Genomic DNA, 23,967 nt, shown 5'->3' on the forward strand with positions numbered 1-23,967 from the left:
GACGCCTGAGCTGTGCGGTGGGTTGAAAGCCGGACACTTTCGGCATCGTCGGCAAGGCCTGTCATGCGACAAGCGCCATAGCTGTTATCCTGATTCCGCACTGCCTCATCGCTTCACTCCGCCTTGCCAATCGCGCAAAACTGCTGAGCGACAAGAGGAGGCGCCAAAGGCGCCTGTCGCACCGGGAGGAAATGATGACGGACGAGCCGCGCAAACAGACGCCGGGGGTCTACAGACGCCGAGTGGGCGATGCCATGGTGACCGTCATCAATGACGGTTTCCTCGATATCAGCGTGGCCATCCTGCGCGGGACGGATCGCGGCGACATGGAGGGCCTGATGCGCGAGCAGTTCCGGCACACGGAACCGCGTCTCACCGTCAATGCCTTCGTGATCGAGACGGGCAAGAACACCGTCCTGGTCGACGCCGGAGGCGGGTCGACCACGGTCTATTCCATGGGGCTGCTGCCGCAGAATCTCGAAGCCGCCGGCTTCAAGCCCACGGACTTCGACACCGTCCTGCTCACCCATATCCATCCCGACCATTCGAGCGGCCTGATGGACACTTCGGGCAAGCCGCTCTTTCCACGGGCTGAAGTCATCGTTCACCGGGATGATCTCGACTTCTGGTCCAATCCCGAGAAGGCTGAAAAGTCCGCCGCGGCGCGGCCTTATACCGGTTCGGCCGATGCGTTGCTGTCCAGCTATCGGGGTCATTTCCATCCCGCCGAAGGCGGCGAGGTAGTGCCGGGCATCCGGCAGCTTCCGCTGCCTGGACACACGCCCGGCCATAGCGGCTATCAGCTCGACTCGGCCGGCGAAACGCTGGTGATGTGGGGCGACACGGTGCACGTGCCGGAGATCCAGATTCCGCGGCCGCAGGTCACCAGCGAGTTCGACGTTGATGAAGCGTTGGCGCATGAAAACCGCCGCAAGATCTTCGAGCATGTCGCCAACGAGCGGCTGCTCGTCACCGGCGGGCACCTGCATCTGCCCGGGTTCGCGCATCTGGTGAAGGCGGGGGATGGCTTCCGCCTCGTTCCTGAAAGCTGGATGGTTCAGCTCTAGAAAACGGACATCAAAAACGGCTCCGGGCCGGCCCGATGGACCGGCCCGTGTGTTTTTAAGCCAGACGTCAATCCGTGACTTCGACCCAGGTCTTGCTCTTGGCGTCGTATTTGACCAGCGTCACCTGCTCGGCGGTGATGGTGATGTGGCTCTTTTCGGAGAAGCCGATATTGCCGGTCATGCCCTTGAAGCCCTGGACCGCGTTGAAGCCTTTCTGCAGGTCTTTCGGATTCGTCGACTTCACGTCCTTGATGACCTGCGCCAGCATCTTGATGCTGTCATAGGCGCCCGCCGAGAAGGGCGTGGCATCGACGTTGAACTTCTTCTTGTAGGCGTCCTTGAACGCCAGAAGTTCCGGACCCGGATGCAGCTCGGTCGTCAGCATCGCGGTGATCGTTCCATCGGCAAGGTCGCCGGCGAGCTTCGAGTAGGTATCGTCGGCGTTGGTCTCGTCATTGCCGTAGACGATGGCGTCGTAACCAATCGAATGCAGGTCCTGCACGAAGGCAGCCTGGTCCTGCGGGGTGAGCCACACGTCGACGCATTTGATGCCTGCGGCCTTGATGGCGTTGACCTCCGGCATCAGGCCAGCGGTCGCGCCCGTCGACCAGTTCTCGGTGATGGTGTGATCCATGGCGATCTTCTTGCCGGCCTTGTCATAGGCAAGCTGGATGCCGAACAGACCGCCCTGCCCGTATGTGGATGGATCATGCAGCACCGCGAGGCCATCGGGGCAGTGCTTCAATGCATGCTGGCCGATCTTCTCGCCCCAGGCAAAGGTGTTGAGACCGAAGTCGAAGACCCACGGGTTCGGCGGGCTGGTCGGCCCGTCCGGATTGACGGTGAGGCCGCCATCGTCGACGACGCCGATGGTCGGGAACTTATGGCGCTCAGCCAGTTGCGCCGTGACCGGGCCGGTGTCGGGCGAGCCGGCAATAGCGATCGCGCCCTGCGACATCAGCTTCTCATAAAGCTGCCCGGACAGCGTGGCCGACGCATTGTCGTTATGCGGGTCGAGCTTGAAGGTGTGGCCATCGACACCGCCGGCGGCGTTGACCTCGTCGACCGCCATCTGCGAGCCGTTCACCGTGGCGACACCGGTCGAACCATAGGCGCCGGTCGTTCCCGCGATGAGGCCGATGAGATATTCGTCCGCCGCGCTGGCTTGAACGCAGAGCCCCCAGAACGCCGTCGTGGCCAGCAACATCGCGGAAGTCGTCGCGAGTTTTCTCATGTCTGATTTTCCTCCCTGCGATCGGTGGGCAGGAACCGACAACCCGATCGCTCAATTGCCCTGCGCTTCCCGCGCCCTCTCGGTGATGGATTTTGCTATCCCGTCGCCAGGCCTTGTCAACGCGAGCGCCAGCGCCCCGAAGCCGGTTCAGCGACCCTGTCAATGCCACTGGAGAAGCCGACCGGGCACGATCATCGGTATCGCAAAAAGGGAGCTCGGCATCTAGGATAACTTATTGCTCCCACTTGCTTTTATACCAAACCAACTTCCTAAAACCGCGCGCCGAAAGACGCCTTGGACCGCCTCGCCGCGCCCCGCGTTTCACCGTTCCGAAACGCCGTCCAATCGCTGCGCTCATAGCTGTTATGTCACTCGCATCAGCTATTTCCGGACGGTCATTTTCGACTAGGTTTTTGACACCGGCGCAGCAGGCCAGAGCTGGACAAATTGCGGCATGGAACCCCCGCCCGACGGTTCATCTTGAATTCGGGCGGCTATCCGACGGAAGCGTCTCCCGCGAGGCGGTCAAGCCGGCTGAGGAGGCGACGCCGGCCAGGGGAGAGGGGCAAGCCACCAGTGCTGCAATTCGTGTTGAGCGGGGTAGCGATAGGATCGATCTACGGTCTGATCGGCATGGCGCTCGCGATCTCGTTCTACGTCACCCGCATCATCAATTTCGCGCAGGGCCAGCTGATGATGGTGACCGTCATGGTCACCGCCGAGCTCGCCTCCTCCGGCTATCCGGTCTGGCTGGCCGCGCTTGCCGGCCTGGCGTGCTCGTGCATCGTCGGCATCCTGTCCTATGTCATCGCGGTGCGGCCGATCCTTTTGTCGAACCGCTTCAGCTTCGGCTGGCTGGTGTCGACGCTAGGCTTCGCAGTGATCGTCGAAAATGCGGCCGCCTATATCTGGGGCCCGACGTCGCAGGCTTTTCCGCCGATCCTCAACGGCATCAGCCTGCCGATCGGCGGCGCGGTGCTGACTGCCCAGCAGCTTCTCGCCATCGTCACCGCCGCGGTGCTTGCCGCCGGCTTCGAGATCGTGCGGCGCTATACGCTGTTCGGCAAGCTCGGCATGGCGACGGCAGCCGATCCCGAGATGGCATCGGCCATCGGCGCCAACACAGCAATCGTCGCGATCGTCGCCTTCACGGTCTCCGCCGTTTACGCGGGGATCGCGGGCCTGCTCATCGGACCTTCGACCTTCGCCAATCCCTATCTCGGCGATACGTTCGGGACCTACGGCTTCATAGCCATGATGATCGGAGGCGGCACCGAGCGGCCGATAGCGGCGATGTTCGGCGGCGTGCTGCTCGGCGTCTGCGCCGAAGGCGCCAACGCGCTGATCAATTCACAGGCCTCGGACTGGTTCCCCTTCATCGTGCTCGTGCTGATCCTGATCGTCTCGCCCAAAGGCCTGTTCAGCACCAGCAATCCACTGTTTCGCCCGCGCCGAGCGGCCATGACGCGCGGCTGAGGTGAGCATGGCCCCTGCATTCGATACTCAGTCGGGCGCCGCCGCTCCAAGGCTTCGCATCGGCCGCTGGCGCGCCGCCGGGCTGGCCGCTGCCCTGATCGCCTATCTAGCGGCCACCGCCTATGTCGCCCAAACCGACCTCGGCCTGCAGAGCCTACTGCTGGTGGCCGCTGTCTTCGGCATCCTTGCGATCAGCCTCGACCTCGTGGCCGGGATGCTCGGCCTCTATTCGCTGGGCCAAGGCGGCTTTTTCGGAATCGGCGCCTACGCGACGACGATCCTTGCCAACGACTATGGCTGGAACGTCTTCGGCCTGCTCATGCTGGTCCTGGCGGCAACGGGCTTGATCGGCATGGCCGTGGGCGCAATGTCGCTTAGGGTCAGCGGCCTCTACTTCGCCATCACCACCTTCATCTTCACGCTGGTGCTGACGGTCCTGGCGACCGACATGGTCACCGTCACCGGCGGCCTACAGGGACTGCTCGGCCCGGCCTTTCCGGATTTCCCGGCAAGCCTGGAATGGCTCGGCACACCTTTGGTGTGGTGCATCATGCTGGCGCTGCTCGCCTGCCTCGGCCTGGTCTGGAATATTCGCCATTCGCCGCTCTACCCGATCCTGCTTTCGATCCGCGACGCCGAGCCGTTCGCTGAGGCCGCCGGCGCGCGCACGGCGGCGATCAAGGTCGGCGTCTTCGGTGTCTCGGCCGCGATGGCCGGAGGGGCAGGCTGGCTCTTCTCGTTCCTCGGCGTCGTCTCTCCCAGCCAGTTCGACTGGTCGGTGTCGCTGAACGTGCTTGTGATGGTGCTGATCGGCGGCATCAACACAAGCATCGGTCCGGTCGTCGGCGCCATGTTCGTCTCGATGTTCCCGAATGTCGTCAACATCAATCCCTGGCTGCAGGAGATCGTCTACGGAGCGCTCTCGATCCTGGCGATCACGCTGTTGCCCGACGGTGTCGTCGGCATTGCGCGGCGCGCGCTTGCACGGCGCGCCGGCGGGACAGCCCAGGTGGCAGATGCCGCCGCGGCCGAAGCCTTGACTGCCCCGCCCGCTATTGCGCCCTCGTCCGCTTCGCCAAAAGACTCCGAGGTCATCGTGGAGTGCCGGGGCATCGAATTCGGCTACGGGCTCGGCCCGAAGGTCCTGCGCAATATCGACCTGGTCGTCCGCCGCGGCCATATCCATGGCCTGATCGGCCCGAACGGCTCGGGAAAGAGCACGCTGGCCAATGTGATATCTGGCCGCCTGACGCCGCATGCCGGAGAAGTCCTACTCAAGGGTACACGCGTCGACGGCATGCCGGCGAGCAGCCGCTCGCGGCTGGGACTGCGGCGCACCTTCCAGGCCGCGCAGTTGGTCAAGGAACTGACGCCGACGCAGAACGTCATGGTCGGGCTCTTCGATCGCGTGCCGCGCATCGTCCGCCGCGCGCCGCTCTGGCCGATGCTTGCCTCCGGCCGGCGCGATCTGGCGGCCATGCAACGCCGTGCCAGCGAGGCTCTCAGCCTCGTCGGCGCCGGCGACTGGACGGCGAGGCAGGTAGCAGACGTCCCGCACGGCATCGAGCAGCTGACGCAGCTCGCCTCGGTCTGCGTGGCCGGGCCGGACATCATCGTGCTCGACGAGCCGGCGACCGGACTGTCCGCCGAGGAGGTCAGGCATCTGGCCGCGATCCTAGCCAGTCTGAAGACTCAGGGCGTGACGATGATCATCATCGAGCACCAGACGCGCTTCCTGTTCCCGCTCTGCGACCGCGTGACCGTGCTCAACGCCGGCGAAGTGATCCTCACCGGCTCCGCCGATGAAGTGCGTGCCGACCCGGTGGTCAGACAGGTGTATCTCGGCGAATGAGCGAACAGCCCACCCTCGAAATCAACTCGTTAAGCGCCGGCTATGGCCGCTTCGACGTCGTGCGCGACGTGACGCTGAGCGTCAGCAAGGGCGAGGCCGTCGCCTTGCTAGGACCGAACGGCGCCGGCAAGACAACAGTGCTGCGCGCCATCATGGGCCTCGTCAAGCAGCGGCGCGGCCTGATCCGCATCGGCGGCACCGATGTCTCGGCGCTCCCCACCCACCGCATCGCCCGCGGGTTGGCCGCGATCGCGCCGGAGGGGCGCCGCCTGTTCCTCGACCAGTCAGTCGAGGACAATCTGCTACTCGGTGCCCTGCATCTGCGCCATGACCGGGCGCGCACCCAGACATTGCTCGCGTCTGTCTACGACCTCTTTCCTGTCCTCAAGGCCTATCGCCAGCGGCTGTCGTCATTCCTCAGCGGCGGCGAGCAGCAGATGGTCGCGATCGGCCGCATGCTGATGAGCGACCCCGAGATCATGCTGCTCGACGAACCGTCGGTGGCGCTTTCTCCCGTTGCCGTCGACATCGTGGTCAAGGCGATGCTGGAGTTGCGCCAACGCGGCGCCTCGCTGCTTCTTGTCGAGCAGCGCACCGACGTCGCAACCCGGGTCTGCGACCGGCTCTACGTCATGACGCATGGCGAGATCGTCGACGAGATGAAGCCGGAGACGATCCGCTCCGGCGGCATGTCGATCCTCAACAAATATCTCGGCTGACGCCTGAAACCGTCTCGAGCGGTGACGCCTCTCACGCCGAGGCGGCGTAGCGCCGCGCGAGCGCCGACATGCCGACGGCGAGAACCAGGATCCCGCCCTTGAAGATCGGCTGGAAATGGGTGGGCGCGCCGAAGATGCTGAGCCCGTTGAAGCCGACCGCCAGGATCAGCACGCCGACCAGCGTTCCGGTGATGTGGAACTCGCCCTCGCGCAAGGTGGCGGACCCGAGGAACACCGCGGCAAAGGCGTCGAGCAGGTAGCCGTCGGCGGCGGCCAGCGTGCCGCTGCCGAGCAGCGACGAGAGCAGCGTGCCGGTGAGTGCGGCGCAGAAGCCGGCGGTGGCGAAGGCGAAGATCTTGATGCGGTCGACGCGAATGCCGGACAGCCTCGCCGCCTCCATGTTGCTGCCCACGGCCTGCATCTTCTGGCCGATGTCGGTCTTGTTGAGCACGGTCCAGAGCGCCAGCAGCACCACGACCATGATGATCACCGGGTTGGGCAGACCGAAGACGATGCGGCCGAGCGAGATGTCGGTGAAGGCGCGCGGGATGCCGGTGGCGATCGGAAAGGCGCTGTAGGTGAAGCCGATGCCGGTCAGCATCGTGCCGATGCCAAGGGTCGAGATCACCGCGTTGATCCGGACCTTGGTCACCAGCAGGCCGTTGAGGATGCCGATGCCGGCGCCGAGGGCGAGCGCGCAGATGATGCTCAGCCAGATTGGAAAGCCTTCATAGGCCATCAGGCCGGTGACGATGAGGCCGACGAAGCTTGCCACATAGCCGATGCTGAGATCGAACTCGCCGACTACAAGCGTATAAGTCAAGCCGCTGGCAATGATCGCGGTGAGCGAAGCCTGGCTCAGGATGTTGAGGAAATTGGCGCGCGACAGGAAAACGCCAGGCGCGTTGATGGAGAAGAACAACACCATCAAGAGCAGCCCGATGATCGTTCCGTAGCGCGACAGGCCGATCAGTGCGGTCCGCTTCCACGAGGACCTGCGGGCCTGCGGCGCTTCCTTTGCCACGGGGACAGTCTCGGCCGTCATGCCGCTTCTCCTTGATCGTCATGCGCGTCGTGATAACTGAGCTCGATGATGTGCGCTTCGGTGATGTCGGCGCCGGTGAGTTCGCCGGTGATGCGGCCCTCGCGCATCACCAGGACGCGGTCGGCCAGCAAAGTGAGTTCCTCGACGTCGGAGGAGATCACCAGGATGCCGACGCCGGAGCGGGCAAGCGCGCGGATCGCGTCATGTATCTCCTCGCGCGCGCCGACATCGACGCCCCGCGACGGCTCATCGAGGATTAAAAGTCTGGTGCCGGCATTCAGCCAGCGCGCGATCAACGCCTTCTGCTGATTGCCGCCGGAAAGGCCGGCGATCCTGGCCGTCACGCTCGGCGTCTTGATGCCGAGATGGGCGACAAGGCTTTCCGCCTGCCGCCGGCCCTTGGCGTCGGAAAGGAACGGAAGACCGGGCACGCTGCGCAGCAGCTTCAGTGTTGAGATGTTGATGTTGAAAGCTACAGATTGCTGCAGCATCACCCCTTGCGAGCGGCGCTCCTCAGGCACCAGGGCGATTCCTGTCTCGACCGCCTCGGACGGGTTGGCGACATTGAGCCGCTTGCCGTCCAGTTCGAAATGGCCGGCCTCGGGGCGAGCGAGCCCGGCAACGAGATGAGCGAATTCGGTGCGGCCGGCCCCGACGAGCCCGCCGAGCGCCAGAACCTCCCCCTTGTAGAGATCGAGGCTCACATCCTTCACCGCCTGCTTCCAGGCAATGGAGCGTGCGGAAAAGACCGGCTGCCGGCTGCGGTCGGGGGCAAGGCGGTCGCGCTCATCCGGCGTGCGGATGGCATGGCCGATGATGGCGCGAACCAATCCCTTCTTATCCAGCGCGCCGCGCTCGGCCTGGCTGACGATGCGGCCGTCGCGGAGCACGGTGATCCTGTCGCAAAGCTGCAGCACTTCTTCCAGCCGATGCGACACGTAGAGGATGGCGACGCCCTGGGCGGCGAGATCGCGGATGATGGCGAAGAGCTGCTCGCTTTCCGGCTCGGAGAGCGAGGCTGTCGGCTCGTCCATCGCGATCATGCTGGCGTCGCGGGTAAGCGCCTTGCCGATCATGACCAGCCAGCGCTGGGCGACCGACAGCTCCGAGACTTTCGTGTCGAGCGGAAACCGGATGCCGACGCGCTCGGCCGCGGCGCGCGCGGCGACGCCCGAGCGCTTCCAGTCGATCATGCCGAACCGCGTCACCTTCGGCGCACCGAGCAGCATGTTCTGCAGGGCGCTGAAATGCGGGATCAGATTGAGTTCCTGATGGATGAAGGCGAGGCCCGCGCGCTCGGACGCCTTCGGCGAGCCCAGCTGAAGCTCATTGCCCGCGATGGTCACGCTGCCCTGGTCCGGACTGGTGACGCCGGCGAGACAGCGGATCAGCGTCGACTTGCCGGCGCCGTTAGCGCCGACAAGGCCGTGCACCCGGCCGCGCTCGATATCGAGATCGGCGCGGTCGAGCGCGAGTTCGCCCGCAAAGGATTTGGTCAGGCCGCGGATGCGCATCCATGCGCCGGCGGCCGAGACGGGCGCCGACACCTAGCCGCTCCGTTTCGCGGAGCGGCTCAGCCTGTATGTCTTACATGCCATTGGGGTGTTCGGCCATGAACTTGTCGACATTGTCCTTGGTCACCACCACGCCGGGGATCTCGATGGTCTTCGGCTGCCATGAATCGCCGGCTTTCATGGAGTCGAGAATGGCCTGGAACACTTCCTTGCCCTCCTGATAGGCGGGCTGCCAGACGGTGGCCGTCATGTCGCCTTCCTTGACCAGTTGCAGGGCCTGGGCGCTGCCGTTGATCGACACTGTCGTCACATCGGTGCGCCCGGCCTGGCGCAGCGCCGCCACGGCGCCCTGCATCGGCTCGTCCCAGCACGACCAGATGGCGAGCGGCGTGTCGCCGCCGGCCGGATGCGCGGTCAGCCAGGCCGCGGCCGTGGCGTTGCCGAACTGGACCTGCCCGGGCGCGACCACTTCGCTGTAATCCACCTTGACGCCCGACTTGCCCTTGACTCCTTCGTCGAAGGCCATGCCGCGGTCGATGCAAAGCTTGCCCGGATGGAAGGTCATGGCCAGGACATTGGCCTTATCGCCGGCCTTCTCCAGGAGATACTTGACCGAATCGTCGCCAACCTGCCGGCCGCTGGTCGTCGCCACGATGCCGGGGACGATCTCGCCACCCCAAGTGCCGACAGGGATATGCGCGTCGCGCGCCGCCGCCAGGCCGGAGCCGATCGAGCTGCTGGCGAAGGCCAGCACGAAGATGGCGTCGACATGCTGGGCCGCGAAGCTGTTCATCGCTGCGTTGGCCTGATCGGCGCTCGCCTGGGTGTCGGTCACCTTGACGTCCCAGCCGGCTGCCTTGGCTGCGTCCGTCGCCCCGCCGATGACCGCGATGTTGAGCGCGTCATTGGCGAGCAGCGCGACGATGCCGAGCGTCTTGTGGTCCTGCGCCTGCACAGCAGTTGAAACGATCATCGTTCCAGCGGTCAGTAAGGCAAGCAAAAGCCTTTTCATCTGGGAAATCCTCCTCTCCCGTTGGTGCCGGCCCATGGCGGACCGACCGTTCCCTCTCCTCGGACTCGACCAGGGGCGCCGGGACACCGGCTTCGCCGTGTCCGTCGGGCACCCCTGCCGGCCGCTTGCATGCACCCCTCCGCTGCGGCTCTCACGAGCCAACATGAGACAGAGGCGCCTGCCGCTTGATCTTGGTACCGGTACCATATGGCAGTTTTAGCAGACCGGCAATAGCCGCCGTCAACCCGCCCGAGAAATTCGCCGTTGCGACATCACATGCGATTTGAAATCGACGAGTTCACGTTGCCAAGCTGATTTTTCTTGTTATCGGTATCAGGCTAGGGCTATGGCTGAGGCGGTCTAAGTGGAGAGCGCCGCGAGCGCGTAACAGCTCGAGCGAGATGGGAGCAGACATGAAAGTGACCTATGACTTTTCCGGCAAGAACGTCATCCTGATCGGCGGGACGACCGGCATCGGGCGGGCAACGGCGCTGGCCTTCGCCAAGGCCGGAGCCAATCTCTACGTCTCCGGCATCGGCGCGGACTCCGGAGAAAGCCTCAAGACAGAGGTCAAGCCGCTTGGCGTCGAGATCGAATTCGAGGAAGTCGACGTTCGCGACAGCAAGGCGATGGCGGCCCTGCACAAGCATGCCTTCGAGCGGTTCGGGCGCATCGACATCGCCTTCAACAATGCCGGCGTCCCGGGCAAGACCGTGCCAGTGCACGAGCTCGATGACGAAGATTACGACCTGCTGATGGACGTCAATCTGCGCGGCATCTTCAACGGCCTCAGGCATCAGGTCCCGCACATGACCGCCAAGGGCGGCGGCGCGATCGTCAACACCTCGTCGCTGTTCGGCGTCATGGGCTTCGCCACGACCGCGGTCTATTGCGCCAGCAAGTGGGGCGTGATCGGCCTCACCAACTCGGTGGCGTTGGAAGTCGCGCGCAAGAACATCCGCGTCAACGCCATCGCGCCTGGCTCGGTGATGACGCCGCTGCTGCGCGGCATGTTCGGCAGCGAGCAGAGCGCCAAGGACACGGTGCTGCCGATGATCCCGATGGGCCGCATCAGCGACCCGTCCGAAATCGCGCAGCTGGTGCTTTTCCTGTCATCGGACGCCGCATCCTTCATCACCGGGCAGGCCGTGGTGATCGACGGCGGCGGCTTCGTCGCGGGCGCCGACAAGCTCTGACGCTTTCAAGGCTGGGGCACAGCCCCCAGCCTTGTTCCTCTTCATTCAGGCGACGCAGCTCTTCTCGCCCTTGGCGAGGGCGATCTCCACCACTTGGAGACCTTTGTCCGTCAGTCGCGACGGGAATGTCGTGCGTAGCCGGTCTTCATGCACCGGTATCACCCTGCGCACCTCGCCACCGACCGATTTCAGCATCTCGGCGCTGGAGAAGATCAGATTGTGCTGGCTGCCGACGGCAAGCCCGATGGGCACGATCTGCGGCGCTGCCGGATCGAGCCCGGTCAGGTTGTCGTAGGTGTAGATGAGATCGCCGGCGAAGATCCAGCGATCCTCGCCGGCGCTGGTGCCGTCGTTGCGGACAGTCACATACATGCTGCCATAAGTGTGGGTGTCGGCGGCGAGATGGACGTCGATCCCCGGCAGCACGTTCTCCTGGTCGCCATCGATGCAGATCATGCGACCTTCCTTCGCCGCCTCGACCGCTCGCACGATATCGGCCGGATCGCCGCCGCCGACGAGGAACCGGTATTCCGGCCCGAGCGTGAGCGCCCACACCCATTTGTCCAACTCGCTCTTCTGGACGTAGAATTTGGCGTTGGGGAACAGATGCATGGCGCCCATATGGTCGAAATGGGCATGGGTAATGAAGACGCTGGTCACGTCCTCCGGCTTCACGCCGCATTCGGCGAGGACCGCGCGCGGACCGTGATAGTTCGAGACGCCATAGGCGGTGGCCAGTTGCTCGCCGTAAGCGACATGGTCGTAGCCGGTATCGATCAGGATGGTTTCGCCACCGCCCTTCAGCAGCGCGTAGGCATAGGGAAGCTTGCGCGTGCCCTGGTGCTGCGGCCCGTACATCATGACGCTGAAGGGGAACTTCTCCACCGCCGCGTATTCGAGCACCCAGATCGAGTAGTGTGCCATTCAATCCTCCTGATTGATTAGATGCCTTGCCCGGACAGGCCCGGCGCGTGGACGGCGCAACAGGCCTGTCCGAAATCGATGAGCTCGAAGCCGGGCAACAGGCGCGACGTCGCCCGCAGATGGTCGCTCGTCGCGCGAAGTGCGCGTGTCAGCGTGTCGAACCGTTTGTCCGACCTGTCCTGCGCCCCGCGGCACGCCGTCGCCGCGGCGCAGGCTTCCATGAGCGTCTCGGCCGCACCGCGCATGTGATGGTAGTGGTGCGCGGCCGGCTCTGGCGCCTGCAGGCCGCGAACCGCTTCTGCCGCTTGCATGACGGCCTGTCTTGTTCCAGCCAAAGCGCCCTCGGCCAGCGCCGCCTGGCGGCGCGACGTCAGCAGGAACAGCGCGTAGCCGGACAGTTGGGTCATGGTCTGGCTGATCAATTGCTGCGCGTCACGCGCGGAATCGGCATAGCGCAGCAGCGACTGCTCCGTCACGCCGACGCAGGAATACACGCCCATTGCAATCCTCCACGCCGGCATCGCGGCGTCCTCCTCGCTTGGGCATTACCCGATTTTGATATCGGTAACAACAGAATTGCTGCAATCGGCGCCAACGGCTTGTTTGTTCGATAAGGGAATGATTTGATGCGCCCCGGCCGGACCGAGCGTAACCAAGATGCCCAGGCGATCCTCTCAGAACCAAGAAAGACGCAATGGCAGCGCCAGAATGCGCGACGTAGCGGTTCGCGCCGGTGTCTCCACCATGACCGTCTCGCGGGTCCTGAACGAGCCCGGCAAAGTGTCAGAGGAGATGCGCGAGCGTGTGCTGACGGCGGTCCGCGAGATCGGCTATCTGCCGAACCATCTGGCGGGCAGCTTGTCCTCGAATCGCTCAACGACCATCGGGCTGATCGTTCCAAGCATCGACAACTCGATCTACACGCAGACGATCAAGGGCCTGTCAGAGGTCCTGAAGCGCTCTGGTTTCCAGCTGATGATCGCGGAATCGGGCTATGATCCCAATGAGGAAGAGGAGCTCATCACCGTCTTCCTCAGCCACCGGGTCGGCGGGCTCGTCCTGCACAGCACCGAGCATACGCCACAGGCGATCGAGAAGATCCGCAAGTCGGGCATTCCGGTCGTCGAGAACGGCAACATCCCCAAAGAGCCGCTCGACATGGTCGTAAGCTATTCAAATCGCGATGCTTCTTACGCGATGACCATGCATCTGGGCAGGCTCGGCTATCGCAAGATCGCCTTCGCCAGCCTCTATACCGTGCATAATGACCGCTCGCAGGACCGCCTCAAGGGATACCTGGCGGCGCTCAAGCAATTGGGTCACGAACCTGATCCGCGCATGGTCCTGGAAACGGGACGCGGCCTTGCCGCTGGCGCCGAAGTAGTCGCGCGGGTAATGCAGAGCGTGCCGGAGGTCGACGCGCTTTTCTGCGCCGGCGAAGTCCTGGCCGTCGGCGCGCTGTTCGAGTGCCAGCGACGCGGCTGGTCAGTACCCGGCCGCATCGCGCTCGCCAGTTTCGACGACGTCGACCTGTTGCGGCATGTCAGCCCCTCCATCACCACCTTGCGGCTGCCGCGCTACGACATAGGCGAGCGGACGGCGCGGATCCTGCTCAGCCGCATCATCGACGGCGCCGATCACCTGCGCGGCAGCGTCGTCGACCTCAAGTTCGAAGTGATCCAGCGCGAGAGCACCTGACCCACCCCGAGCACCGGTATCGCAACACGGCTCCCCGCTTTTCTGCGATTGCATTCTGTTACCGGTACCAATATAAAGTCGAGACCTGCGCAGCAGTCGCCTGCCTGGCGGACTATCGTAGGAATGAGGGGCTTGGCAATGCTCGCAGAATGGCGGAACAGGATTTGAGCTTGTCGAAGGAAGCTGAGAGAGCAGCGCCCTCCACCCGGGCGAAGCCGCTCAACGAATGCACCGCCTTGATCACCGGCTCCACCGCGGGTCTCGGGCAGGCGATGGCTGCAAGGCTTGCAGAGGCCGGTTGCGGCGTAATACTGCACGGTCTGGAAGACGCCGAGCAGATCGAGGCGCAACGCGACGATCTCGCCCGTAAGACGGGCGCCCGTGTTGCCTACCACAAGGCCGATCTCTCGACGCTATCGGGCGTCGAAGGACTGATCAATGCTGCGATGTCGGTGCTCGGTCCGATCGACATCCTCGTCAACAATGCTGTCGTCCGGCACTTCGCTCCGGTCATAGAGTTCCCGACCGAGCAATGGGACCTGGCGCTGGCGGTCAACCTCTCCGCCGCGTTCCACGCCATCCGGCTTCTGCTCCCGAACATGCGCAGCCGGAATTTCGGCCGGATCTTCAACATTACCTCCGTCTACGGCATGCGCGGAACGACCGATCGCGTCGGCTATGTGACAACGAAGTCTGCTATCCTCGGCTTGACCCGCGCCGTGGCGTTGGAGAACCTGGATCGCGACGTGACCTGTCACAGCCTCTGCCCGGGTTCGGTGCTGACGCCCGGCACGGAAGAACGGGTGGAGAGGCTAATGGCCGAGCGCCGCATCGACCGGACGGCGGCCGAGCGGCTCTTCCTCGAGGGCAAGCAGCCGGGCGGCAACTTCGTCTCGGCCGGGAGCATCTCGGACCTGCTCGTCTTCCTGTGCGGGCCGATCGCCCGGGACATGACCGGATCGGTACTGCCGGTCGAAGCAGGCTGGCTGGCAAGTTGAGCTAGGGTCGAAGCAGACCGGCATCGCCTGCGCGGGAGTAATGTCTAGAGGAGCGATCCATGGACGAATTGTACGAAGTCTACGCCATCCGTTACGGCCACCACGACCGCAACGCGGCAGCGAATTTCATCGGCGGCGACCCGCATGACGGGCCGATGCCGCTCGACTATTTCGTCTGGGCGATCGTCGGCAAGTCGCGCACTTTCGTGTTCGATACGGGCTTCGACGCGAAAGTCGCGGACCGGCGCCAGCGAAATCTGCTGCGCCCGGTCGGCGATGGATTGAAGATGATCGGCATCGATCCGGACAAGGTCGAGGACGTCATTATCTCGCATATGCATTTCGACCATGCCGGCAATCACGAGCTGTTCCCGAAGGCTCGCTATCACGTCCAGGACGTGGAGATGGCCTACTGCACGGGACGCTGCATGTGCCACAGCTATCTCAGGCATCCGTTCGACTATGAGGACGTGGCCAGCATGATCGGCAAGCTCTATGCCGGGCGCGTGACCTTCCATGACGGCGTCTCCGAGGTCGCTCCGAACCTCACCGTGCATCGTGTCGGCGGCCACTCAAAGGGCCTGCAGGTGATCCGGGTGAAGACGCAGCGCGGGTGGGTGGTGCTGGGCTCCGACGCATCGCATTTCTACGCCAATTTCGAGCAGAACCGGCCCTTCCCGGTGCTGGAAAGCGCAACCGACATGCTGGACGGCTACGCCACCATGAAGAAGCTCGCCAGCACGCCGAACCACATCATCCCGGGCCACGATCCGCTGGTGCTCGCCCGCTATCCCGCGGCGCTGGCGGGCGTGGACGACATCGTGCGCCTCGACCTCGACCCGATCGCCGGAGCGCCGTGAGCGCCTTTTTGATCGGCGCCCCTGATGGTCGAAAGCCTTGGGGCGTTCGTCGCAAAATCGTATGGAGACGACAATGACTGATCTCAAGCTCGGGCTGGCTGGCGCCGGCAGGATGGGAACGCCGATGGCGAAGCGCCTGATGGCGGCAGGCTATAGCGTGAGCGTCTATGACACCAATGCGGCCGCCGTCGAGGCATTGGCCGCGCAGGGCGCCGGCAAGGCCGCGACACCCGCGGAGCTGGCGAAGCGCTGCGACGTGGTCCTGCTTTCGCTGCCGACGCCGGAGATCGTGCAGGCCGTCTGCCTTGGCCAAGACGGGCTCACCTCCGCCAAGGGCGCGAGCATCGTCATCGACCTCTCGACCACCGGTCCGCGGACGGAGCGCCTTGTCGCGCAAGGCCTCAAGGCGGCCGGCATCTCGCTGGCCGACTGTCCGGTGAGCGGCGGCGTGGGCGGCGCCGAGAAGGGCACGCTGGCGATGATGGCCGCCTGCGACGACGCGACGATGGAAACGATCCGCCCGGTGCTCGAAACGCTAGGCAAGCCGGTCCATGTCGGCCTGGAGCCCGGCATGGGCCAGATGATCAAAGTGATCAACAATTTGATGTCGGTGACGGCTTTGTCGATCGCTTCCGAGGCGCTCGTGCTCGGCACCAAGGCCGGGCTCGATCCGGACGTCATGCTTGAGGTCATCAATTCGGGCAGCGGCAGTTCCAACGCGACATTGACCAAGATCCCGAAATTCGTCCTTACCCGCGGCTTCGATTTCGGCTTCGCCATCGGGCTGTCGGCCAAGGACATTCGCCTTTGTCTCGAGGAGAGCGACGCGCTGGGCGTGCCGATGATCGTCGGCGGCGCGGTGCGGCAGTTGCTGACCGTGGCGAAGAGCGACCTCGGCGCCGATGCGGACCTGACCGAAATCATCAAGCCGATCGAGGGTTGGGCCGGCGTGACGGTCGCCAGCAAGAAGGCCCAGGCCTGACGCCGGCCGGAACGAGTCCGATGAGCGGCACTTCCCCTCAGGCGATTGCTCCGGGCCTGTCGCGCAGGCTTGCCGCGTTCGTGCGCAATTCGCAATGGAACGACGTGCCGGAGCCGGTGTGCGAGCATGCGCTGCGCGCCCTCTTCAACGGCTTCGGGACCGCGCTTGGAGGTTCGTCCGACCAGGCGATCCTGCGCCTTGCGGCGAGCCTCGCGCCCTTCTCGGCGGGGTCGGCGGCGACCGTTGTCGGTCATGGCGCGAAGCGGGATGCGCCGACCGCTGCCTTTCTCAACGCCGCGTCAATGAACGTGTTCGATTTCGACGACACCCATCAAGGCACGATCATCCATCCGACCGCGCCCGTGGCCCCCGTCGTCCTTGCCCTCGCCGAACTACGGCCGGTCAGCGGGACCGAGCTTCTGCATGCCTTCGTTCTCGGCGTGGAGGTGACCTGCCGGATCGGCAACGCGATCTCGCCGGGCCACTACAATCGCGGCTGGCACATCACGTCGACCTGCGGAATCTTCGGCGCCGCGGTAGCCGCGGCGAAGCTGCTCGATCTGACCGAGGAGGAAATCCTCTGGGCCTTCGGCAATGCGTCCGCCCAGGCTTCGGGTCTCGTCGAGACACTGGGCTTCATGGCGAAGAGCGTGGGCGTCGGCACCGCCGCGCGCGGAGGCCTGCTCGCGGCGCTGATGGCGAAGGGCGGGGTCGAAGGACCGCCGATGCCCCTCGAAGGCCCGCGCGGTTTCCTCAAGGTGTTGTGCCACGCGCCAAAGCCTGAGCTGATCGAGCGCGAACTCGGCAGCGACTGGGAAAACCTGCGCAACATGTTCAAGCCATATCCCTGCGGCGTGGTGCTCAACCCCGTTATCGACGCATGCCTTGACCTGCATCGGAAACCTGATTTCTCCGCCGATCTCGTCAGCGACATCACCGTGCGCGGCTGCCCTCTGCTCAAGGCCCGCGCCGACAGGCCCGATGTCACCACGGGCAGGGAAGCGCAGGTCAGCGCGCAGCATGCTGTCGCCGTCGCCCTGTTGCGCGGCACGGCCGGCGCCGCCGATTTCAGCGACGCGGCTGTGAACGATCCTGACGTGAAGGCATTGCGCGCCAAGGTGCGTCCGATCGAGACGGACGAAGCCATTCCGGTCGAGGCGGCCTATGTCTCCGTCCGCTGCAGCGATGGGGCGCATTTCGAGGTGCGCGAGCTGGCCGCCACGGGCAGTCCGGCACGGCCGATGACGGACGCCGCGCTGCGCGATAAGTTCGCCGCCCTCGCCGAGTACGGCAGCCCGGCGATCGATGCCGGCGCGCTTGCCGATAGCCTGTGGGCGCTTCGCGACGTCAGCGACGTCGGTTCGATCATGGCGCTGGCCCGGCCAAAGGCATAGGCCGCACGCCGTCGTGCCCGACCTCAGCGATTGTGCTGCGGCGGCTTCCAGACATGGGTGGAGATGATGTCCCTCAGTTCCGTGCGCACGGCACGGAACAGCGGCCGGAATGTCGAGGACATCGGTTTCTGCGACGAGGTCGCGAGGATCAGCTTGCGGGTGATCTGCGGGTCGAACGGCCAGACCTCGATACGGCCGGCTTCGGCAAGCAGGTGCACGGACGCATAGGGCAGGACCGTGTAGCCGCCGCCCTCCTCGACAAGCAGCAGCGTCGACGGCATCGCCTCCAATTCCATCTCGATGCGCGGGTAGATGCCGTGCTCGGCGACGATGTTGTCGATCAGCCGGCGCAGGCCATGCGGCCGGCTTGGCAGGATCATCGGCAGTTCCGCTAGCACGCCGAGGCCAACCGGACCGCGCGGCAGCAGAGGCTCGGGCAGCGCCGGGCCGATCAGGAAAAGCTCGTCATCGGCAAGCGGCTCGGTCAGCACCGAAGGGTGATTGGGCGAGTTGTAAAGCACCGCAGCGTCGATGCGGCCGGCGATCAGCCACTCCAGGATGTGGCCGCTGAAGCCTTCGATGACCTGCAGGGCGACGTTCGGGAACTCGTTCTTGATCTTCTTGACCAGCGGCACCGTCAGCACCGTCCCGACGGAGGGCGGAACGCCGAGCACCAACCTGCCGCGTGGCGAAGCCCTGAGATTGGATACGGCGTTCTGCGCGAGCCGCATGCGCTCGACGATCTCGTCGGCATGCGATTTCAGGAGCGCTCCGGCTTCGGTCAGCACCACGCCGCGACCGTTGCGGTGGAACAACTCGACGCCGAGCTCTTCCTCGAGCCCGCGGATATGGCGCGTGATCATCGGCTGGGTGACATTAAGGTCGAGGGCGGCCTTCGAGAAGCTGCCCGCCGAGCCGACGGCGATGAATACCTGAAGCTGCTTCGTGTCCAACTCAAACCACCCAACCCGCCGCCGGGCGGTGCCTGCCCGAAGCCTTTCTACGTGCGGAAAGGATATTTCACGCCGCGCACGTTCAGGAACACGGCATAGACCGAAGTCGTCGCCGTGATGAAGAGCCGATTGTGCCGCGCGCCGCCAAATGCCACATTCGCCACCATCTCCGGCACCAGGATCTTGCCGATCAATTCACCGGCCGGCGTGTGGCACTGGACGCCGTCCCAAGCGCTGATCCAGAGGTTGCCGGCGATATCAATCCGAAACCCGTCCGGAATGCCCGGCGATATTTCGGCGAACACACGCGAATTTACCAGCCTGTCGCCGGCAACGTCAAACGACCTGACGTGGTGCGGCGCGCTGCGGTCGGTCAGATAACCGGAATCGGCGATGTAGAGCGTCTTCTCGTCGGGCGAGAAGGCAAGGCCGTTGGGCATCGAAAAATCATCGGCGACGACAGCGATGCGGCCGGATTGCGGATCGATGCGGTAGACGCGGCAACCGGGCTGCTCCTGGTCGGCCCGGCGCCCGACATAATCGGAGATGATGCCGTAGTTGGGATCGGTGAACCAGATGCTGCCGTCCGACTTGACCACCACATCGTTCGGCGAGTTGAGCCGCCTTCCCTCGAAGGAGTCCGCGAGCACGGTGATCGAGCCGTCCCATTCGGTACGCACGACACGGCGCTCGCCCTGCATGCAGGTGACAAGCCTGCCTTCGCGGTCGCGGGTGCTGCCGTTCGGATTAGCGACATTGCCGCGGAACAGCGAAACCGCGCCGGTCTCCTCGTCCCAGCGCAGCATGCGGTCGTTGGGAATGTCGCTCCAGACCAACGTGCGCAGGTCGGCGAAATAGACCGGCCCTTCCGCCCAGCGGTTGCCGGTGTGCAGCGTCTCTAGGAAGGCGACCGGATCGATAAGGTCGCCGAAGCGCGGATCGATGATCTCGTAGCAGGACATCGGCTGTCTCGCTTATGGCAGGCGAATGGCGATGGTGTGGATTGGCGGACCGGACGGTGGACCGTGCGACCCGCCAATATTCAGCGCTGGACGAACGGGGCCGGAATGGAGTTCCCGGCATCGATCCAGACGCTCTTTTCCTGGAGATATTCGTAGATGGCGGTGCGGCCGTTCTCGCGGCCAAAGCCCGACTGCTTGTAGCCGCCAAAGGGCGAGAGATAGCTCGTCGCGCGGTACATGTTGACCCACACGATGCCGGCTTCCAGCCGGTCCGGCAGCCGGATGCCGCGTCCTATGTCCTGCGTCCACAATCCGGCGGCGAGGCCATAGATGCTGTCGTTGGCGATGGCAACGGCTTCGTCCTCATCCTCGAACGGAATGATCGAAAGAACCGGGCCGAACACCTCTTCCTGGGCGATGCGCATCGACTGGCTGACATAGCCGAAGATGGTCGGCTCGACGAACCAGCCATCGGCGATCGCCTTGTCCTCCGGCACCTTGCCGCCGAGAAGCTGCTGGGCGCCCTCGTCCCGGGCGATGCCGATATAGTCGAGGACCTTCTTGTGTTGCGGCAGCGTCGTGATTGGCCCGACCTGGGTATCGGGATCGAGCGGGTCGCCGATCCTGGCGGTTTTCGCGAACGCGACCAGCTTTTCGGCCACCTGATCGTAGACGGAGCGCTGCACCAGCGCCCGCGAGCCGGCAATGCAGGTCTGGCCGGTCGCGGCGAAGATGCCCGAGACCAGCCCGGGGATCGCGGCCTCCAGCTTGGCGTCGGCGAAGACGATGTTCGCCGACTTGCCGCCGAGCTCCAGCGTCACCTTCTTCAGCCCGCCGGCCGCGGCCTGGTAGACGCGCCGGCCGGTGGCGTCGCCGCCGGTGAAGGCGACCTTCGCCACGCCGGGATGCGTGACCATGCGGTCGCCGATCTCGTGGCCGAAGCCGGTGATGATGCTGACGACTCCCTTCGGGAAGCCGGCCTTCTCGAACAGCCTGCCGAAGAAGAGCGCCGAGACCGACGAGAATTCCGAAGGCTTCCATACGACGGTATTGCCCGCGGCCAGCGCCGGCGCCAGCTTCCAGGTCGCCAGCATCAGCGGCGAGTTCCACGGCGTGATCGCCGCCACGACGCCCAGAGGCTCGAGCTTGGTGTAGTTGAAAACGCCGGGCTTATCGATCGGGATGACGCGTCCCTCGATCTTGTCGGCCAGCCCGCCGAAGAAGCGGAACCATTGCGGGATGTATTTGCATTGCATCCGCATTTCGTTGATGAGCTTGCCGTTGTCCCGCGTCTCCAGAACGGCGAGATTTTCCGCCTCCTCGGCGACGAGGTCGGCAAAGCGCGCCATGATCTGGCCGCGCGCGCTCGCCGTCATCGACCGCCATTCCCCCCGGAAGGCTTGTGACGCGGCCTCCACGGCCGCATCGACATCGGCAACGCCGGCGCGCGGAACAAGCGCCCAGGCCTTGCCGGTGAAGGGATCGAAGGACTCGAAATACTCGCCCGACGCCGCGGCGGCCCAACGGCCGCCGATCAGCATGGCAAGCTTGTCCTCGGCGAGCGGCGGACGCTGGATCATGCGCCCATTTCCTGCAGGGCCTCGCGGGCATTGCGGAAGGCGTCGACGCCGGCTGGCACGCCGGCATAGATGGCTACCTGCAGCAGCACCTCGCGAATTTCGTCCTTGGTGACGCCGTTGCGGATCGCGCCCTTGACGTGCATCTTCAATTCATGCGGCCGGTTGAGCGAAGCGAGCATCGCAAGGTTCAGCATGCTGCGCGTCTTGCGGTCGAGCGTCTCGCGGCCCCATACGGCGCCCCAGCAATATTCGGTCACCAGCTCCTGCATCGGCCGGTTGAAATCGTCGGCGCTGGCGAAAGATTTCTCCACAAACTCGGCTCCGAGCACCGCCTTGCGGATTTCGAAGCCCTTGTCGAACATGTCCTTACCCATCGGGTTATTCCTTTCTGCTTAGGAGGAATCAGAGGCCGGGTGTCGGCCGGTATTTGCGACCGCGCGCCAGCACGTGGCCAAGCGAGCCGTCGGTGAGGTAGATCTGGGTGGCCTTGGAATCGTACTGCACGCTTTCCTGGCCGGGATAGCCGAGCAGCTCGCGCACGCGCGGGTTCATGTAGTAGGTGCAAATCGCGATCGTCGTGACGGCAGAGAAGGCGGCGCCGTCGTCCTTGTTGAGCCTTTCGAGATGCGCTTCCGCGCTCAATGCGGGATCGGCGTCGAGCGCACGATAAAATCCTTCCTTGAGATCGACGCGAAAATCGAGCGCCTGTTCGGCATCGGCGAAGCTGCAGACGGAACCGAACGCCGGCATTGTGCCGTGGGCCGGGATGAGGAAGTCCGCAAGAGCGAGGAAAGTCTTGTCTTTGCTCATCTCAGGCGACCTTCTGGTTGCGACGTTCCGCAATCATGCGACGCGTGTTGCGCAACGCCACCGCCATGATCGTCGCAGTCGGGTTTGTCGCCCCCGAGGTCGGGAAGGTCGAGGCGTCCATGATGTAGAGATTGGGCACGTCATGGCAGGCACCCCACTGGTCAACCACCGAGCGCTTGGGGTCGTCGCCCATGACGGTCGTGCCGATCAGGTGCCAGCCGGACTCGCGCACCGGCGTGGAAACGAGCGTCTCGATGGCGCCGGCGGCGCGCACCGATTCCAGGCAGCGGTCGATGTTGAACTGGAGTAGGCGGTTCGAGTTCTCGTTGACCTTGTAGATGATCTGCGGCGCCGGCAGGCCGTCGGAGTCGACGAGATCCTTCGACAGTACCACCTGGTTCTCCTCTTCCGGCAGGTCCTCGCCGACAATGCCCCAGATCAGCGAATGACCGAAGCGGCGGGCGACATTCTCGTGCAGGTTGGCGCCCCAGAAATCCTGGAAGCGGCCTTCCTCGGCGACATAGACCTTGGAGCCGATGGCGCCCGACACGCCGACCGGGCCGCCGGACGGCATGCAGTTCCATTTCGATCCGCGCACGAAGCCGCGCCGCTCGTCGGTCTCGTAGAATTCGAGCGAATAGACCTGCTGCCCGAACGGGCCGCGCCAGGAGTCCAGCGGATCCGCGTAGGAGGCAAGGATGCTGGCGAAGGGATGCATCATCAACCGTTTGCCGACCATGCCCGAAGAGTTGCCCAGCCCGTCCGGGTGCTTCGCCCCGCCCGACATCAGCAGCAGCCGCGGCGTGCCGACGCCATTGGCGCAGAGGATGACGACCTTGGCGCGCTGGCGCCGGTCGCGGCCATTGGCGTCGACATAGACGACGCCGGTGGCGAGCCCCTGCTCGTTGGTCTCGACCTCCTTGACGCGGGCACGCGTGACAAGCCGGGCGCCGGCCTTCAGCGCAAGCGGCCAGTGCGAACGGTCGGTGGTCGACTTCGCGCCTTCGGGGCAGCCAGTGAGACAGGTGCCGCGCCGCACGCAGGCGTTCAACTCGCCGAATTTTTCGGACGGTATCGCATTGCTGCCCGGCCACCAGTGCCAGCCCATGCGCTCCATGCCGAGCGCGCCGCGCAGACCGACGGAGCCGATCGGCAGCGCCGGGAAAGGATATGGTCCCCGTGGCGGAAATGCCGGGTCGCCGGCAAGGCCAGACACGCCGACCTCGCGCTCGATCTCGAGCTGGTAGGGCAGCAGATCCTCATAAGAGAAAGGCCAGTCCTCGGCCACGCCGTCGAGCGAGCGGACGCGGAAATCGGAGGGCAGGAAATGCATCCACTGCGCGCCGTAGAGCGTAGCGCTGCCGCCGACGCCGGCGAACATCAGCGGGTTTATGTCGGTGGTCGAGGTGTCGACCGGATAGTCGTTCGGGTTGTCGCGCACATTGGGGTTGGGGTGCCAGAGCTTGGTGCTGACGAGCTCGTGCTCGGGCCGCGCGCCGGTGTAGTCGTTGTATTCGGGCCATTCGCCCTGCTCCAGCACGACGACCGAGTGGCCAGCTCGCGCGAGATGAAGCGCCGCGACCGAGCCGGAAGGTCCGGCGCCGACGATGGCGACATCCACTTCCTCGTCGCGCCGTACGCGGGCGCCGCGTTCGCTCAGGCTCTCGACATTCATTTGCTACCTCCCTCGG

At 64.8% G+C, this 23,967-nt stretch carries 22 protein-coding genes; 10 read left to right on the plus strand and 12 right to left on the minus strand.

Annotated elements, in window-relative coordinates; translation table 11 throughout:
- Window positions 1-191: 191 nt before the first annotated feature.
- The gene (locus EJ068_RS07815; protein ID WP_126081382.1) at window positions 192-1,067 is read left to right on the plus strand and encodes an MBL fold metallo-hydrolase; all 876 of its coding nucleotides are present in this window, start codon (window positions 192-194) and stop codon (window positions 1,065-1,067) included.
- A 67-nt stretch (window positions 1,068-1,134) separates the two neighbouring features.
- Here EJ068_RS07815 and EJ068_RS07820 read toward each other — a convergent pair whose 3' ends face one another.
- Window positions 1,135-2,301: an ABC transporter substrate-binding protein gene (locus EJ068_RS07820; protein WP_127249545.1), complete on the minus strand. Its 1,167-nt coding sequence runs from the start codon at window positions 2,299-2,301 to the stop codon at window positions 1,135-1,137.
- A gap of 576 nt (window positions 2,302-2,877) precedes the next feature.
- Here EJ068_RS07820 and EJ068_RS07825 point away from each other — a divergent pair.
- Genes EJ068_RS07825 through EJ068_RS07835 form a run of 3 tightly spaced genes read left to right on the plus strand, consistent with a single transcriptional unit; the run spans window position 2,878 to window position 6,348 of the window.
- The gene (locus EJ068_RS07825) at window positions 2,878-3,777 is read left to right on the plus strand and encodes a branched-chain amino acid ABC transporter permease (RefSeq protein WP_126081380.1); all 900 of its coding nucleotides are present in this window, start codon (window positions 2,878-2,880) and stop codon (window positions 3,775-3,777) included.
- Between the two features lie 7 nt (window positions 3,778-3,784).
- Window positions 3,785-5,629 (plus strand): ATP-binding cassette domain-containing protein, encoded by a 1,845-nt coding sequence (locus EJ068_RS07830; protein WP_127249544.1) that lies wholly within the window; start codon window positions 3,785-3,787, stop codon window positions 5,627-5,629.
- A complete protein-coding gene (locus EJ068_RS07835) occupies window positions 5,626-6,348 on the plus strand; it encodes an ABC transporter ATP-binding protein (protein WP_127249543.1) in 723 nt (240 codons plus the stop codon). The genes EJ068_RS07830 and EJ068_RS07835 overlap by 4 nt, the downstream gene beginning before the upstream one ends.
- A gap of 31 nt (window positions 6,349-6,379) precedes the next feature.
- Here EJ068_RS07835 and EJ068_RS07840 read toward each other — a convergent pair whose 3' ends face one another.
- From EJ068_RS07840 to EJ068_RS07850, 3 genes are read right to left on the minus strand one after another with little or no spacing between them, the layout of a single operon-like run.
- Window positions 6,380-7,393 carry an ABC transporter permease gene (locus tag EJ068_RS07840; RefSeq protein WP_126081377.1) on the minus strand — a complete coding sequence of 338 codons (1,014 nt, stop codon included), beginning with the start codon at window positions 7,391-7,393 and terminating at the stop codon, window positions 6,380-6,382.
- Window positions 7,390-8,940 (minus strand): sugar ABC transporter ATP-binding protein, encoded by a 1,551-nt coding sequence (locus EJ068_RS07845; RefSeq protein WP_127249542.1) that lies wholly within the window; start codon window positions 8,938-8,940, stop codon window positions 7,390-7,392. The genes EJ068_RS07840 and EJ068_RS07845 overlap by 4 nt, the downstream gene beginning before the upstream one ends.
- A 40-nt stretch (window positions 8,941-8,980) precedes the next feature.
- Window positions 8,981-9,919 (minus strand): sugar ABC transporter substrate-binding protein, encoded by a 939-nt coding sequence (locus EJ068_RS07850; RefSeq protein ID WP_189343077.1) that lies wholly within the window; start codon window positions 9,917-9,919, stop codon window positions 8,981-8,983.
- A gap of 413 nt (window positions 9,920-10,332) precedes the next feature.
- On the opposite strand from EJ068_RS07850, the gene EJ068_RS07855 reads away from it, so the two are divergent.
- Window positions 10,333-11,115, plus strand: a complete 783-nt coding sequence (locus EJ068_RS07855) for an SDR family NAD(P)-dependent oxidoreductase (protein ID WP_189342018.1) — start codon at window positions 10,333-10,335, stop codon at window positions 11,113-11,115.
- A gap of 45 nt (window positions 11,116-11,160) precedes the next feature.
- Here EJ068_RS07855 and EJ068_RS07860 read toward each other — a convergent pair whose 3' ends face one another.
- On the minus strand, window positions 11,161-12,039 hold the full coding sequence (locus tag EJ068_RS07860) for an N-acyl homoserine lactonase family protein (RefSeq protein ID WP_126081373.1): 879 nt from the start codon (window positions 12,037-12,039) through the stop codon (window positions 11,161-11,163).
- Between the two features lie 17 nt (window positions 12,040-12,056).
- Entirely contained in the window at window positions 12,057-12,539 is a 483-nt protein-coding gene (locus EJ068_RS07865; protein ID WP_126081372.1) for a hypothetical protein, read from the minus strand.
- Between the two features lie 208 nt (window positions 12,540-12,747).
- Here EJ068_RS07865 and EJ068_RS07870 point away from each other — a divergent pair, with 208 nt between their 5' ends.
- The 5 genes from EJ068_RS07870 (at window position 12,748) to EJ068_RS07890 (ending at window position 17,971) form a co-directional block, all read left to right on the plus strand.
- Window positions 12,748-13,737, plus strand: coding sequence for a LacI family DNA-binding transcriptional regulator (locus tag EJ068_RS07870; RefSeq protein WP_210212043.1), 990 nt, complete (start codon window positions 12,748-12,750; stop codon window positions 13,735-13,737).
- 236 nt (window positions 13,738-13,973) lie between these two features.
- A complete protein-coding gene (locus EJ068_RS07875) occupies window positions 13,974-14,735 on the plus strand; it encodes an SDR family NAD(P)-dependent oxidoreductase (RefSeq protein ID WP_210212044.1) in 762 nt (253 codons plus the stop codon).
- Window positions 14,736-14,794: 59 nt separating this feature from the next.
- Window positions 14,795-15,595 (plus strand): N-acyl homoserine lactonase family protein, encoded by an 801-nt coding sequence (locus tag EJ068_RS07880; RefSeq protein WP_126081369.1) that lies wholly within the window; start codon window positions 14,795-14,797, stop codon window positions 15,593-15,595.
- A gap of 37 nt (window positions 15,596-15,632) precedes the next feature.
- Window positions 15,633-16,577: an NAD(P)-dependent oxidoreductase gene (locus tag EJ068_RS07885; RefSeq protein ID WP_292019070.1), complete on the plus strand. Its 945-nt coding sequence runs from the start codon at window positions 15,633-15,635 to the stop codon at window positions 16,575-16,577.
- A gap of 20 nt (window positions 16,578-16,597) precedes the next feature.
- Window positions 16,598-17,971 carry an MmgE/PrpD family protein gene (locus tag EJ068_RS07890; protein WP_127249538.1) on the plus strand — a complete coding sequence of 458 codons (1,374 nt, stop codon included), beginning with the start codon at window positions 16,598-16,600 and terminating at the stop codon, window positions 17,969-17,971.
- Window positions 17,972-17,994: 23 nt separating this feature from the next.
- On the opposite strand, the gene EJ068_RS07895 is transcribed toward EJ068_RS07890, so the two are convergent.
- The 6 genes from EJ068_RS07895 to EJ068_RS07920 form a co-directional block, all read right to left on the minus strand.
- Complete coding sequence (locus tag EJ068_RS07895) at window positions 17,995-18,924, minus strand: LysR substrate-binding domain-containing protein (protein WP_126081366.1); 930 nt, start codon at window positions 18,922-18,924, stop codon at window positions 17,995-17,997.
- 47 nt (window positions 18,925-18,971) lie between these two features.
- The gene (locus EJ068_RS07900) at window positions 18,972-19,886 is read right to left on the minus strand and encodes an SMP-30/gluconolactonase/LRE family protein (RefSeq protein ID WP_126081365.1); all 915 of its coding nucleotides are present in this window, start codon (window positions 19,884-19,886) and stop codon (window positions 18,972-18,974) included.
- An 80-nt stretch (window positions 19,887-19,966) separates the two neighbouring features.
- Window positions 19,967-21,466 (minus strand): aldehyde dehydrogenase, encoded by a 1,500-nt coding sequence (locus tag EJ068_RS07905; protein WP_245463370.1) that lies wholly within the window; start codon window positions 21,464-21,466, stop codon window positions 19,967-19,969.
- Complete coding sequence (locus tag EJ068_RS07910; RefSeq protein WP_127253356.1) at window positions 21,463-21,840, minus strand: carboxymuconolactone decarboxylase family protein; 378 nt, start codon at window positions 21,838-21,840, stop codon at window positions 21,463-21,465. The genes EJ068_RS07905 and EJ068_RS07910 overlap by 4 nt, the downstream gene beginning before the upstream one ends.
- 28 nt (window positions 21,841-21,868) lie before the next feature.
- On the minus strand, window positions 21,869-22,276 hold the full coding sequence (locus EJ068_RS07915) for a hypothetical protein (RefSeq protein WP_127253358.1): 408 nt from the start codon (window positions 22,274-22,276) through the stop codon (window positions 21,869-21,871).
- A gap of 1 nt (window position 22,277) precedes the next feature.
- Window positions 22,278-23,951 carry a GMC family oxidoreductase gene (locus tag EJ068_RS07920; RefSeq protein WP_127253359.1) on the minus strand — a complete coding sequence of 558 codons (1,674 nt, stop codon included), beginning with the start codon at window positions 23,949-23,951 and terminating at the stop codon, window positions 22,278-22,280.
- Between the last annotated feature and the right edge of the window lie 16 nt (window positions 23,952-23,967).

This window comes from Mesorhizobium sp. M2A.F.Ca.ET.043.02.1.1, assembly GCF_003952405.1.
GTDB lineage: Bacteria > Pseudomonadota > Alphaproteobacteria > Rhizobiales > Rhizobiaceae > Mesorhizobium.